This is a genomic window from Bacillus sp. FG16, from assembly GCF_057809515.1.
Map to the genome: position 1 here is coordinate 1 of NZ_JBMDKC010000125.1, position 13986 is coordinate 13986.

Annotated in this window: 17 protein-coding genes; 10 read left to right on the forward strand and 7 right to left on the reverse strand. The window is 34.8% G+C overall.

Features of this window, described 5'->3' with window-relative positions; translation table 11 throughout:
• Nucleotides 1-671 (forward strand): collagen-like triple helix repeat-containing protein (locus ACODS7_RS28220; RefSeq protein WP_488828134.1); only part of this gene is annotated, 671 nt, incomplete at its 5' end.
• A gap of 342 nt (nt 672-1013) precedes the next feature.
• Here the strand turns inward: ACODS7_RS28220 and ACODS7_RS28225 are convergent.
• The 5 genes from ACODS7_RS28225 to ACODS7_RS28245 form a co-directional block, all read right to left on the reverse strand.
• The gene (locus ACODS7_RS28225; protein ID WP_243168638.1) at nt 1014-1547 is read right to left on the reverse strand and encodes a hypothetical protein; all 534 of its coding nucleotides are present in this window, start codon (nt 1545-1547) and stop codon (nt 1014-1016) included.
• A gap of 10 nt (nt 1548-1557) precedes the next feature.
• Complete coding sequence (locus tag ACODS7_RS28230) at nt 1558-1938, reverse strand: hypothetical protein (protein ID WP_243168637.1); 381 nt, start codon at nt 1936-1938, stop codon at nt 1558-1560.
• 239 nt (nt 1939-2177) lie between these two features.
• A complete protein-coding gene (locus tag ACODS7_RS28235; protein ID WP_243168636.1) occupies nt 2178-2525 on the reverse strand; it encodes a hypothetical protein in 348 nt (115 codons plus the stop codon).
• Nucleotides 2526-2538: 13 nt separating this feature from the next.
• Entirely contained in the window at nt 2539-3645 is a 1107-nt protein-coding gene (locus ACODS7_RS28240; protein ID WP_243168635.1) for a ParM/StbA family protein, read from the reverse strand.
• A gap of 117 nt (nt 3646-3762) precedes the next feature.
• Complete coding sequence (locus ACODS7_RS28245; RefSeq protein WP_243168634.1) at nt 3763-4395, reverse strand: DUF3967 domain-containing protein; 633 nt, start codon at nt 4393-4395, stop codon at nt 3763-3765.
• Between the two features lie 358 nt (nt 4396-4753).
• Here ACODS7_RS28245 and ACODS7_RS28250 point away from each other — a divergent pair, with 358 nt between their 5' ends.
• From ACODS7_RS28250 to ACODS7_RS28280, 7 genes are all read left to right on the forward strand, one after another.
• Nucleotides 4754-6079, forward strand: a complete 1326-nt coding sequence (locus tag ACODS7_RS28250; protein ID WP_243168633.1) for a helix-turn-helix domain-containing protein — start codon at nt 4754-4756, stop codon at nt 6077-6079.
• Nucleotides 6080-6263: 184 nt separating this feature from the next.
• A complete protein-coding gene (locus ACODS7_RS28255) occupies nt 6264-6725 on the forward strand; it encodes a hypothetical protein (RefSeq protein ID WP_243168632.1) in 462 nt (153 codons plus the stop codon).
• Between the two features lie 160 nt (nt 6726-6885).
• Nucleotides 6886-7377 (forward strand): hypothetical protein, encoded by a 492-nt coding sequence (locus ACODS7_RS28260; protein WP_243168631.1) that lies wholly within the window; start codon nt 6886-6888, stop codon nt 7375-7377.
• Between the two features lie 241 nt (nt 7378-7618).
• Nucleotides 7619-7909, forward strand: a complete 291-nt coding sequence (locus ACODS7_RS28265) for an ArsR/SmtB family transcription factor (RefSeq protein WP_243168630.1) — start codon at nt 7619-7621, stop codon at nt 7907-7909.
• A 112-nt stretch (nt 7910-8021) separates the two neighbouring features.
• Nucleotides 8022-8180, forward strand: a complete 159-nt coding sequence (locus ACODS7_RS28270) for a hypothetical protein (protein WP_243168629.1) — start codon at nt 8022-8024, stop codon at nt 8178-8180.
• 1009 nt (nt 8181-9189) lie between these two features.
• Entirely contained in the window at nt 9190-10413 is a 1224-nt protein-coding gene (locus ACODS7_RS28275; protein WP_373371788.1) for an AimR family lysis-lysogeny pheromone receptor, read from the forward strand.
• Nucleotides 10413-10562 carry a hypothetical protein gene (locus ACODS7_RS28280; RefSeq protein WP_023524130.1) on the forward strand — a complete coding sequence of 50 codons (150 nt, stop codon included), beginning with the start codon at nt 10413-10415 and terminating at the stop codon, nt 10560-10562. Before ACODS7_RS28275 ends, ACODS7_RS28280 begins: the two co-directional genes overlap by 1 nt.
• Before the next feature lie 283 nt (nt 10563-10845).
• On the opposite strand, the gene ACODS7_RS28285 is transcribed toward ACODS7_RS28280, so the two are convergent.
• Nucleotides 10846-11904, reverse strand: a complete 1059-nt coding sequence (locus ACODS7_RS28285) for a winged helix-turn-helix domain-containing protein (protein ID WP_243168628.1) — start codon at nt 11902-11904, stop codon at nt 10846-10848.
• A 213-nt stretch (nt 11905-12117) separates the two neighbouring features.
• On the reverse strand, nt 12118-12459 hold the full coding sequence (locus ACODS7_RS28290; protein ID WP_243168627.1) for a helix-turn-helix domain-containing protein: 342 nt from the start codon (nt 12457-12459) through the stop codon (nt 12118-12120).
• Nucleotides 12460-12616: 157 nt separating this feature from the next.
• Here ACODS7_RS28290 and ACODS7_RS28295 point away from each other — a divergent pair, with 157 nt between their 5' ends.
• A complete protein-coding gene (locus ACODS7_RS28295) occupies nt 12617-12808 on the forward strand; it encodes a helix-turn-helix domain-containing protein (RefSeq protein WP_243168626.1) in 192 nt (63 codons plus the stop codon).
• 81 nt (nt 12809-12889) lie between these two features.
• Nucleotides 12890-13798 (forward strand): DUF3102 domain-containing protein, encoded by a 909-nt coding sequence (locus ACODS7_RS28300; protein ID WP_243168625.1) that lies wholly within the window; start codon nt 12890-12892, stop codon nt 13796-13798.
• Nucleotides 13799-13986 lie beyond the last annotated feature (188 nt).

Here is a 13986-nt window from a genome sequence, read left to right on the forward strand (position 1 = left end):
CAGGAGATACAGGAGCAACCGGAGTAACAGGTCCAACAGGAGATACAGGAGCAACTGGAGTAACAGGTCCGACAGGAGATACAGGAGCAACCGGAGTAACAGGTCCGACAGGAGATACAGGAGCAACTGGAGTAACAGGTCCAACAGGAAGTACCGGAGTAACAGGTCCGACAGGAGATACAGGAGCAACAGGGGTAACGGGTCCAACAGGAGATACAGGAGCAACTGGAGCGAGTATCCCTGTTGCCTCGGTATTTAGAACATTCCAAGCTAATACAATGGTTCTTAACCCATCAAATCCAGTTTCATTTGAAAATGTTTCTGTTGGTACTAATATTACAGTTACTGATGCTGAAACGTTGACTATTAATAGTACAGGGACATATTTTTATAGTTATTCTGTCAATGTAGACACAATAACTACAGGGGGCAATACGGTATTTGGTATTACCATCAACGGTAGTCCATCTGCTGGTGATGCCAGCACTATGTCAGCTTCTTTGCCAAATACGGGAGGATTATTTACTGCTACAGGATTGTTGCGTTTAACTACCGGAGATACAATACAACTGGTGAATTTCAGCACTGCGCAAAGAACGCTAATTAGTTTAGATCAGATTTCGGGGTTTAATGCAGTTGGTGCAAATCTAATTTTGTATAGAATAGCCTAAATTATACCTGTGGTGCTAGTTGAAATTCACTCGGTGTTTTTGGATAATATTAGGTTTAAAACTTAGAAAAAATCACGAATAAATTCCAGAAAAAATCGGAAATTATACAATTCTTCAAGTGATAACTTTCCAAATAACCCTTAATTTTCCTGTTTCATTTCGTTTAGTATTAGAAAATACGCGCATTTTTGTGGCTTTAGGGAACTAAAAAATCAACTAGCACCACAGGTATGTAAAAGGTTGTTTTAAGTATGATAAAAATAGAAAATCCACCTTCCCAGTTAAAGGTGGATTTTTTTATGGTGATTTCTCGGTGTACTAGTAGCCTATGCAGCAAGTAAATCAGGCATACCACTTTTTTAAGTATTTTAAATTCTTGCTAGGTTCGGCTATATAATGCTTCATATAATCACAGAGTAAAATGTGCAGTAGTTTCTCGACTGTATAACCATGACAAGGAAAAGAATGCTCCATGTCAGCGAAAAAGACTTCAGCCCGCCTAACAAGCTTACGATCGAGTTTAATTGTCACAGAACCATAGGTATTCCCGCTTTCCCCATTCAATGAAATGGTATCATCCATATACGGTTTCTTACTCTCAAGTATTTGGTACAGTTGTTCCATGCTATTTTTAGAACGAATATGTTCTAGAAAATCTTCGGTTAATATGATAGCTAAATCACTGGCTGTGAAAGCACAGTTTTCTTCTTCCATATCTTCAATGATGATGCTCATTCGAAATAAATCGATTCGAGGCATTGTTACCTCAAAAGCATATTTTTCTTTCAAACTCCATTCAAGTTTTGTTTTCTCCCACCAATTTTTCACGCTCATTAATTGGATTTCTTTCATCATGACATCGTACTTACTATACATCAAATCGACCTCACTTTGTTTGTAGTGCAAAGCAAAGAATACGTGTAGCAGCCGCGCGTTGTGAAACGCCCCATTGGATGGCAAGTTGGACAAGCTGAGTGTGGATAGTCTGATCTAATTTTGCGTGTACATAACGCTTGGTATCCTTATATTCGTAAGCGTGTATATCGCTTATATACTCAATTTGAAGATGCTCTTTCATTAGCATGGATATATATTCTGTTGTTGTCATTCCCTGTTCAAAGGCATGTAGGCGTATCTCTTGTCTTTGAAATGCAGTGACAGGAACTTTCACATCTTTTTTCTTGTCTGAACGTATATTACGAGGTTTTGGGTTTACTATTGTATGAGAATATTTTGCATGTTCAAACATAGGGTTCGCATTGCTCATACTCTCCCCTTCTTTCGTTATTTTCCCTCCCCCCTCTCCTTTATCTCAGGGTCACTTTTCCATAATTCCATTTTTCCACGGAAGGGAGGTAAAAGTGGAGAGGAGGGTAATGGTTTTCGGATATAATCTTTTTTCCACATCGGACAAGGTGTGATACAATGAACACACCATTATTTTGATAATGGTTGTTTTACGAAAGCTCCCTTCGGCGTCTTCAAACACGAGGGGCTTTCTTTTATTTATTCGTAATTGATTAATCCTGAAAAATGGTCTATATTGAAATCTTCTACCATGCTTTCGTTAGTTGGTTCTATGCCTATTAATGCTTTAACAAATGCTTCTAATGATTTAAGAGTACTGGGATCTAATAATCGTTCCTTTTCTGCTTTGGTTAGAGAGAAACTAAGCGGAATAGAAAGCTCATTGTTATTAACTTGATGTGCTTCTTTTTCTAAAACCCAATAAACAAACTTATTTCTTGAAACGCTTCGCTCTCTATTCAAAAAATCTAAGGTTTGTTGACTAGCGTTTGTAGGTACTTTAACAGTAAAGGTTGCGCCAGCTTCAATTTTTTTAATCTTTTTCATACCTATCACCTACTTAGTTAAAATCAATTCCTTTTTGTTTAGAGATAATTAATAGCAACTTATAGTATGCTTTAGCGATACTCCAGATACTTTCATCAGTATCTAGAAAATGCATTTCAAATTGATTCTCATGATTATTGATGTCTTCTAAAAATGTTTTAATGATAGCTGCAGAACCACCTACATTATGAATACAGTGTAAATCGCCAACTTCCTTCCATTTATCTACTAATTCTGCATATTCTCTTACGGCGAATTCTTTTAAATGCTTCTCAGCAATTTCAAAATAAGAAACCGGCTTGCCGTGTGGTCGAATGATATAAGCGTCTTGATTTGCTGTCATATTTTCAACTAACTGTCTTCTTGATTTGAATATGTCCACACGATACGTTGTAAATATTTCTTTTCGAATGGCATCTAGGTATTCTCCAACCCCTAAAGGTGACCCGCTAGAATATTCATTATCAATTTGACCTTCGCGGATTACTGCTTTGTCTGTGGTATTTCCCCCCATATCATTAATTAAAATGTTTTTTTTGCGCAACTCAGAATTTTGAGGAGTTAATTTTTCTGAAATTGTTAGATTAATCATTGCTGCAAAACCTTCCACATTTACAAAAATATCTTTAAAAGCAATGCGAACTTTTTTCCCCTCTAAATGAGGCGTTTTCTTAAATTCAACCACATGAGTTCCTTCTAAAAGTTTTTTCTTAAATTCAGTACGCTTATCTGCTTTTGCTTCATCGACAGGAAGTCCGGTTGATAATAGAAATTCAGCATCAATTAAGTGACTATTACTATTTAAAGCAGCTTCATATGCAAGAGCAGTGAGCATAAGAATAATGGTTTGATCGGATTCGCTTTTTAAATCTGTAGAAGGAACTTGTGAACTTTGTTTTTCTTTTGCTGCTAAAGCTCCCACTGCGTATGTACCTGATTTTTGTAATGCAGATGAGGTGATATGTACATGTAATTCTTTTAAGGGGTCATCACCCAATTCGATTACCTGACGAAATTTCATTTCTTTTACTACATTAGGGATATATAATTTGTTTTCAAAGCCGTTAAATAAAGCTTTTAACGAATCATTACCAGCATCAATAGCTGTTGGGATAAACATAAAAATCGCTCCTTTTTTAAGTAATATAGTATTAAAGGTAACACCTAAGTGTTATCTTTTCAATATAAAGTATTGCTAAAGTAACACTTTTATGCAAAAAAATAAGAAACCGTGGTTTCACCATATTTTCCACCAGGGTTTCTTTTCTTGGGATGCAGCTAATTGCTTTTGTTCTTGTAATAATCTTATAGATTCTAAAAGTCTCTGATCACGTTCTTGCAGCAATATCTCATGATGTGTATGGTAAGTCGAAAGTTGTTCTCTAAGTAGATGTAATTCATTTTTAGTACTGACAATTTCATTTTGTAATTCCAATAGTTGAGTTTGCATATATTCACGTTCTTCACGAACCATTGTACGAAGTAACTCGTAGTTTATTTCGCGTTCCATGAGAGTATGATCTCTAGTAACTAATAGGGTTTGTTCTTTATTTGGATTATCGGACGTTCCATCCACAATCCAGTCATTATCTTTCATTAGTTTAGCTACAGTTCTGGCGGCAGATTCTTTAGTGTAACCCATTTCTTTCATGAGTTTTTGAAAATGTACTAAAGCTTTTATATCTTTTGATGTGAAAGTACGATATTCACGATTGCTTTTTGGATCACTAACTTTGGTAAAATGGTAATCAAATTTTTCTAGTTCAAGACACCATTTTCGTAAGTATCCCTCACTAATTCCTAACATTTGTGAGATTTCTTTTGTAAGAAATACGGGAGTTATTTTATCAGTCTGCGTTCCATCTAGCATACTTCCATTCACTCCTTATTTGGATTTTGATAATGAGTATTTATTTGTACAAAACGTATAAAATCCCTTTTAAATTACATAAAAAAATACAAGCACAAGCGCAATGCTTATCCCCGTATTTACAAGATTAGTATTCGTAGGTTACAATAATTGTAGAAAATTATCAGAATAAATGAGCAAGAGCCTTAAATCCTCGGCGACCAAACTTTGGATTTAAAGCTCCCTATGAAACTGCACAAGGTGTTCAGACCCTGTTGTGAATTAAATTGTGTCTTTATAATAACAAATTTAAACCAACAGGTAAAGTATAAATGTATCTTGTGTAGCTTCCTTTTATTCTCAAAAGGAGGCTTTTTGTATGTCGGAAGCGATACAGCTATCGCAAATAGAAACGTATATTGAAGAATGGCATGAATGTTATCTTTCAGAATTGAAAAAAACGGGTTATGTGGTGACATTAGATTTAAGCAAAGAAGAGCATAAACAAATTTGGTATGGGTTAAATGACTTAGAATACTTCCTCAGAAGCTCCAGATTGTCTCTGGAGGACGTTTGTGTCTCTCTGAATGCTTTCCGTCATGGGAGTCGTAAAACGGCTGATTTGAGGCAAATACGCAACATAGGAGTAGATTTAGATTTTTATAAGCTTGGACTGACGAGAGAGCACGTGATGGAAGAGTTAAATAGATTAATTGCAAAAGGTACGATCCCCTGCCCGAATGTAACTTTATATGGTCGAGGCATGCAATTAATTTACAGCATTTCTGGTGGTGCAGCCCCTATTATGGGGTACATGGCTCAATACATAACGAATAATCTAATTAAGTCTTTAATGCATCTAGGCGCAGATGGAGCGTGTTCTGATCTATCTCGTGTATTCCGTTTACCGCATTCCGTCCACAGTAAGACAGGCAAGCAAATCGAAGTAGATATTTGGACGAAACGAGAGTATCAACTGAGGGAACTCTATGAATATGTACCACCGATGGAGAAAAAGCGTTGTACGAAGCGTAAGGGGATTATAGAGACGTTACCAGCACCGAAAGGTGTTAAGACCTTATATAGTTTAAATACGGCCCGTAAAGTGGATTTGGAGAAGATTGTGGAGATGCGTAAAGGTGAGATAGATCATAGGCACGACATGACATACATATATGCGTTCACAACGGCTCTAATTGTCAAACATCAAGGTGCAACTGTGGAAATGACATTGCAGTTGAATGATAGATTCACAGACCCACAGAAAACAAGAGAAGTAGAACGAACTGCGAAAGACGCATATAAAGATGCGATCACATTCTTCGATGCATATGTGAAAAATGATTTCGAGATGCAGGGGCTACCAAGAAATTTAATTAAACCAATGAAAAATACAACTGTGATGGACAAGCTGAATTTGAATTTGACGCAGGATGAGATTGAGCATTTGACGACATTGATTAGTAAGGGGGAGAAACAACGCAGGAATACGAATTATCAGAAGGCAAAGCGACGTGGTAAAGGTATTAAGTCACGAGAAGAGTATTTAGAGATATCTGCAGAACAAACGGATAAACAATTAGAAAGGTTGAGAGAGTTAGTGGATCAAAATCCTAAAGAAAAAAAAGCAAGGTTAGCAAAAGAACTAGGAGTTTCTAGAAATCATCTATATCGCATGTTACGAAAATTAGACAAGAAAGTGTAACATGGTCTGTCAGCTTAAAGCTTTTATATTAATTGGACTACGTGGTTTTCCACGAATACTAAGGAGTGTAGGTTATGTTATATAAGGATTTATATGCTACTTTACAGAAGAGTTTTTTAGCGAGTGTACGTAAAACGGTTATTACTTTTTAGAGGATGAACAGTATGTTTTTGTGGAGGAGGGCGTGTCCTTTGTTACGGATGCGTTTGTACAGAGGGTTGTGGAGGATTTGCAGGAGAAACGTTCGTTCCAGAAGTGGGCGCAGGTAGATTTTGAGGTTCCGGATGAGGAGATGAAAGATTTATTATTGCAGATGGAACAGTCTATGAGGGTGAAAAAATGTACGCCTAAGCAACGTTCTTTTTATATGAATTTGGTGGAAGATTTAGGGTTAGAGGAATGTATACCAAATGACTATTTGTATATGCAAAGAAGATTAGCAGAGATGCAAGCAATGAAGGGTGCACAAGTAGAGGCAGCAAGAAAAGTAAAACCAGCGACTGAGAAGCAAATAGAGACGATAAAAAGAGTGTGGTTACAGACGTTTGGAGAAGAGTTAGAGTTAGCTGAAGATGTCACGCAGAGTGAGGTACAGGAGTTATTTCATAAGGCCAATAGTCATGCTGGATATGGACAGTGGAGATGATGTGGGGATTTCATTTTTATAGCTAGTGAGGTACGTGAAATTTTATATAGGAGTGTATAAAAGAATGTTGTACCAGGATTTATCACATGGATATCAGTATAGTTTTCGTTCTGATCTTTTTAGGGGATTACGATTTTTCTTGGAGGATATCCAGTATTGTGTGATTGAACAGGATGTATCTTTTGTTACAGAGGAGTTTGTGCAGGTATTTAAAGGTTATTTACAAGGTTCTACTTTATTTATGAAATGGGAGCGTATGGGGCTTGAACTAGATTGTTTTGTATTGCAACAGTTATTAAGAGAAAAAGAAGTATCTTTGAGAAAACGTAGTGCTACATTGAAGCACAAGAATTATTTTTATAGTTTATTACGAGATTTAGGGTTACAACAAGAATTACCAACGGATTTTTTATATTTAAAGAAAAGATTGTTGGAACTGGAAGCAATGAAAAAACAAGTAGAGAATAAGAAACGTAGTAGTTTAGTTGCTGCTCGTCAGCTTACTGTATTAAAAAGGGCTTGGGAAAAAACGTTTGGACGAACATTAGTAATTTCTAGGGATATTACACAAGGAGAAGTAGATGAGTTATTTTTTCGTATACATAAGAAACAGTGTAAAGTAACTAGGGAACAAAGGGTATGTTCTTTTTAGAGAATATATGCTATATTTAAAGTCCCTATAGTGTAATTCCATGCCATTGTATATGGTAAGTAACAAACGCATCCTTTGAAACCATCACATGTTTGTGGTGGTACTTTTTTTCATGATAGGATATAGGTAATATTTTAGGCTAGGGGATGGGGAAATGAATGTATTTACTGATCATGGAGATTATGGTGGTTCACCACTAAAGGAACATGGCAAAGGTATCTAATTTTAGGAGATAATAATTATGTTTAAAAGTCTTAATATGGATTCACATGATTATGAACAAAGTGCTAATATATTAAGGGTATTAGGACATTCTATACGCTTGGAGATTATGCATACATTACTACGTAAAGGCCCATTAAATGTATCACAATTGTGGAGGGAAGTAGAACTTCCACAATCTACAGTGTCTCAGCATTTAAATAAATTAAAATCATTGAAATTAGTAAGTTATGATCGGAAGGGATTAGAAGTCTTTTATCGTGTGGATAATCCAATGGTCATTAAAATTATCAAAACATTAGGATTATAAATTTTCATTGGTAAGAATATGAAAGTATGATAGAATAAAAACAACTGTATAGCGTAGGGTGGTTGGTTGCTGTCCTTTCTCTTTTTATTTAGAGGGAAAGGAGGTGACTCCTATGATGGAATTTTTACTAATGTTGCTAATGAGCTTTTTGAAAGTATTTTCAACGGCTCTAGTTACAGCTTGTGTAAACAAGTTAGTCAACGATTTTAGCAAGAAACGTAAAAGAACCACCCAACGCCGCAAACGTAATGGTGGTTCTAAAAGAAAATAAAATGTTTTAGTAACCATTCACCTTACGGTTACAGTTACTTAGGAGAGATGTTGATAGCATCTCTTCTTTTATTTTATGCATAAAAATAGTGAACTATACTCTGTTTTTATTATAACAAATATGTTTGAAAAAAGGCAACCCTCATTTCCAGATGTTGAATGAAGGTTGTCTTTTTCTTTCATAACAACAGGTACTATCTTGTGTGAATATATTATAACATATCTATTTTTTATGTGCATTGAAGAAATCTGTGTAAAGGTTTATTGGATGGCGACTAGCTTTCCACACTAGTCGCCGTAATAACTATATGCATAAGTATTCTACCACATCTTTATACAAAAAGAAAAAACGCAATCATAACGAAAGCGTCTCTTCTTTATTAGGGTGACAGTCATATTAAATAATAACAAAAAGGATTTCAATGGCTTTAATCTTTAACTATATCTTACCACACATCCACATCGACAAATATTGATAAAGTTTTACAAAGGTATATCAATAATGCGCAAATAATCTGGACAATATTCACTATTGGAATAATAGATATTTGAGTTGTGGGAATCGTAAAGATTTAAATTGTTTGAAAATCACATGCAATTATTTCTCAATAAAGAAGTTTGTTGAAAAACAGGGATTTATAGTATATGAGGATGATATAATAAGGGTATGAATTTACACGATAAACTCAGTCGTATCAAGGAATAAAGAATAATTGTGAAATCAATATCACAGATAATTCACAATTACTTTTCGATTTGTTCGTCAATATGTGTCTGAATTATCTGTATAATTAAAATTGGAAAAATACATACAAAATAAACTCGCAGAGCGTGTGTGAGAGGGAAGCTACTCGAAACCTCTCATACCGTTCACCTAACTACACTAGGAAAACACGTCGCTACATACGAGTTCCTGCACAGTTTAACATACATATGTCTTGTAGTACAGCATTCCTATGGAAAAAGTTAGGGTTGAGTTATGTTTATAAATTCTGATAAGGAGGAGTAATGTGGAAGCGACAAAAGAAAAGACGCAGAAAAAATCTGAGAAACAGTTAAAAAAAGAATTCAAGCGTAATTTGATGAGAGAACTGATGAAGAAGATTAAAAAGGATATAGATGATAAGGGATTTAAAATTCGTCCACTTGCGAAGAAAGTAGGCGTTGATCGCACAGTTATTACAGATGGTATTGTCACTTGTAAAACTGCTGAAATGAAACTCGACACTTTCATGAAAATCATGGATGTTGTCTACGAAAATTTAGAAGAACGACAAGAAATAATAAGAAGTTTTATTAAAATCGCACAAAATGAATTGAACATACGTAAATCATTAGTTTACTGCCAAGGGACTGGCGAGTATGAACTGATGGATTTTGTAATAAAAGAAAATCGAAACAATGAAGAAGTGAAAAAATATTTACGGGTATATGAGGTGTTTAATAAAAGAAATAAAAATGAAAAGAAAGGTTATCCTTTATTAGATGAATTGAAGCAAAAAATTTTCTCTACAGACGCTGAATGTCAGATAATGTTAAATACCTTATATGCTTTTACTATGAATGATATATTCAATATAAGGGCGATGCATCCATATACAGGGAACGTAGAAAGTTATTTGTTAGAGGTTACAGACAATTTTATTCATAATTGGCTTACAATGTACTTTGATGAACGAATGGCTTATATTTATATGTTCGATGATAAAATAGAATTTTGTCGTCAAAAGTGCTATAAGATTTTAAATAGTGAACTTATTATCCCTCTGATTAGAGCAACAAGCATGTGCTGTCTTGGGGAATCTTATATGTTTGAGGACCAAATTCTTGCCGAAAAGTGGATTGCAGATAGTATCAATTATCTGGATCAACATGGAGTGTCTCGAGATAGCAGGAAGTACATAGCATTTAATACAACTTTGAACTTCCTGTATATCGAGTTCGGATTTAATCTAGACAAGATTAATTTCGACTACATAGATACTTCAGAACTAGGATACTATATAGGACTATATAAAGACAAGAAAAAAGGATTAAAAATGATATATAATTTAGTGGAAGAACGTGGTAGTTCACCATTTACAGATTATTATATAGCTAGAATCAATGAAGATTTAGAAGGTTTGGAACGAGCGTTGATACGTTTTGAACGGGTAGCGAACTATCATTATGCGAAAGCAGTGCGACGTACAATTGAATTACTAAAAAAGAAGCAGGGAAAGGTTGATGAATAATGAGAAAATTTAGTATAATAATATTAAGTGTCGCTAGTGCATTTACAATACTATTAAACATAGGCGTACCAGAAAAAGAAAATGTTGCTAGTAAAACCAAAGATATTGAATATGTACAGTATATGAGCCGTGAGCCTGGTGGGTTATAAGATAAATGATAAATTTGGAAGTCGTTGCCAATTATAGTGGCAGCGACTTTCGTGCTTTCTAGGCCTGGTGGGAAATATCTGTAGCCGGTAGAAATCATCCGTTAAATTTTTCCAAAAAATAGGGAGGAAGAGACGTTATGTTAGCAACACTGGGATTAGAATTAATTGAAAAAATTTTATTACTAGAGCAAGAAACAGATTGTAAAGAAACTTTAGAGGTAATCAATAAAATTAAACAAGAGATTGATGGCAAATAGCTATCAATCTCTTGTTTATTGCGGCACTACTGATCTAGCCAGTTATAAAATAAAAGATTCCCCTTAAACCCTTCTTTATTTTGACGTATGAACGTTTTTGCTGTTTCTATAGTATTTTCCCTTTCGATGACCATTGAAAGACGACCTGCGTAAAAAATAGCGGGTTTTTGAACAGGTTCTGACGTTTGGCTACGTTCTTCTACAGTTTTTAAAAATTCATCAATAGATTTTTCAATTTGTTTCATAGTACCAATGCGGACATTTTTTTCTTGAAGGGTTTTAAGGACATCAAAAAATTGTTGTTTGCTGTTAAATATCTTTCTGTCTTTCAACTTTTCAACAACAGATTGATAAAATAAATGAGATATTTGATTTATATATTCTTCTTCCTCATCATTTTCTAAACGAAGGCTATCCACTATGTTATGTAATGAATCTATTTTAGAAGAAGAGGAAACAGAGTGTTCTGATGTAATTTGTGTAGTAGTTTTTGAAGTAATCTCTGGTAATGTTGTTTCATTTTGAAATTGATTGTTCGATTTTGAAATTGATTGTTTTATTTTAGAATCGTTAATTCTATTTTGAAATTCTGATGTTTCATTATAGAACGTCGTAATTTCATTTTGGAATTCTATAAAATCAAACTTGTAACCTTCCAGAAAATACCCTGTTTTAAAAAGGTCTTTCTGTATTTTCAAGATATCGACTCTATATTGATATGTATTGTCACCTTTCCAATTTGGATTTTTTCTACGCTCTAACCACCCGTTTTCTAGCAGGGTTTCTAGGTGACGACCAATGCTAGATTTACTCATTCCGAGCATTGTTTCAGCACTCATGTCGTCTGCAGTTTTATATATCCATCCACAGTTAAGTTCAATTTGCTCCAAGAGTTCCGCACGTTGCCTTTCTTCTACATTCATTGCCATGCGCGCGCGTTTTTTCTCTTCCTCAATAAATTGGTCATAATCAGATACTCGTTCACTCCAATAAATTAATTGGTTTAGTAGCACTGCCTTCTTAAAATCGCCTGTCAAAGCTACGAGTTCTTCTTTAATTACTGCCCGTTTTAATTTGTTAGCCATAATAAAAAATCCTCCATTTACCACCCCGCCCTAAAAGTAGGCATAATGAAATAGAGGATTTTGGTTAACATATTTCTAAGTGTATGTTACCATGAAAAGGTAATATAACTTAAACATGTTTCCAAAACCTCGTCCATTGGTTTTCAAAAGTTGGGTAGGCGTCCAAACTTACAACAACTTTGAAAATGCTGTCGGGGTTTTATTTTTTTGTAATTATAATTTTGAAGCTTGTTCTAATACATTTTTCATCATGTTTAAAATAGTTTCTTGTTTGGAACTATCAAGCTTTTCGAGTTTATTAGCCATTTCGAACATTTCTGTTTGAATTCTAGAAGATTCATTCATTGTTAAGGTTTTATGTTCAGAACGTCCTAGTAGGTAATCAGCAGTAACACCAAAGACTTCAGTAAGTTTTGTTAATACCTCATTACTGGGAGCGTTATGTCCATTTTCTAACTCAGACATGGAAGATTTCTTTAAACCTACTTTTTCTCCTAAGCTTTGTTGTGTTAATTTCATTTCTTTCCTAAGCGCTTTCACCCTAGTTCCTAGCATTTTCCTCAGTCCTCATGTAAAAGTTTTATATACACATTGTAATACGAAAGTTCATTTTAAACAAACGTTATTTAAATTCTGAAAATAAAATCGAAATAAATGTTTACTTTTAACGAACAAATGATATACTTGTTTTTGTAAGAGAGGTGAGCAATAAATGAATTTTAACAATAAAAAACTTGTCATTGCTCTTGATCAAAAGAAAATTAGACAATGTCAATTAGCACAGGAATTAGGGAAAGCGAAAGGTACGATTTCAGGTTATGTGAATGGAGCGATTCAGCCGCCTTTCCCTGTTATTTGTAAAATGGCGGATATATTAGGAGTAAGTGTTGATTTTTTCAGATAAGATAGTTTTTAGTGAACTTAGGTTATATTTTTTTAAATAACAAGTTCGGTTAAAGTGTACTTTTGAAGGCGGGATGAATAAATGAACGAACTTACAAATTTATCAACTGATATCAACGTAATTACAGCAGAAATCAAAAGCTATCAGCAAATTGCAGGACAGTCGATATTTGAAATTGGTAGACGTTTAAAACATGTGAAAGAAAACGATTTAGTGCACGGTGAGTGGATAGATTGGATAGAAAAACGTTGTAATTTTAGTCGTATGCAAGCGAATCGCTTTATTCAAGCTTACGAGCAATTTCAAAATGTAACGACATCGTTACAAACGAGTAAGATTTTTGAATTAATTCAGTTACCGTTAGAGGTGAATCGTCAACAATTCATCGAAGAACCACACACGATTCCCTCCACAGGGGAAGAAAAGACCGTCGATGAAATGACGGTGCGTGAGCTGAGAGAAGTGAAGAAAGCTCTCAAAGAAAAAGACAAGCTCCTCCACCAAGAAACAGAACGAAGAAAACGTGCGGAACAAGAAGCCTTCGCAGTCCGTAAGTCAGAACAACTCACCCGAAAACAGCTAGAAGAATTCGAACAACAAGAGCCACAGATTATCGAAAGAGAAGTGGTGAAAGAGGTAGCAATCGAGTCTTTAGAACATATTAACCTTATAAACGAATTAAATAATAATAATAAAAAGCTCAAGGAAGAAATCCGATTCTATCGAGAAAAAGAGAAAGTAATGCAGAAGAATGTGGAAGATTTACAACAAGAACAAGACTCTATGGATTTTATGGCAAATTGGACTGTCCACACTTTACGAGCAGAGCTCGAAGAACTCATTAAATCGTGTTCTTTCAGCAGTTTGCAAACGGGTGCTATTGTCAATGCAGCACCTATTACGAAAGAGTATTTGCGTAGGGACATTCAGTCTATACGTACGCTAATGGATCGTATCGAACAAATTCTAGATCACACATTTGTTGGATAAATCAGAGGGGGAATGAATGATGGGAAAACTAATGAGAAAGAAGTCCGTAGAGCCAATCACATTAGACGGGGGAGTAGGAGAACAATCTGCTACGTTACATAGCATACATGTATACATGGAAGAAAGTTTAACGCAACAAGCAAAGACAGAAAAGACGATGAAGGAACATACAAAGAAGTTAGAAGCAA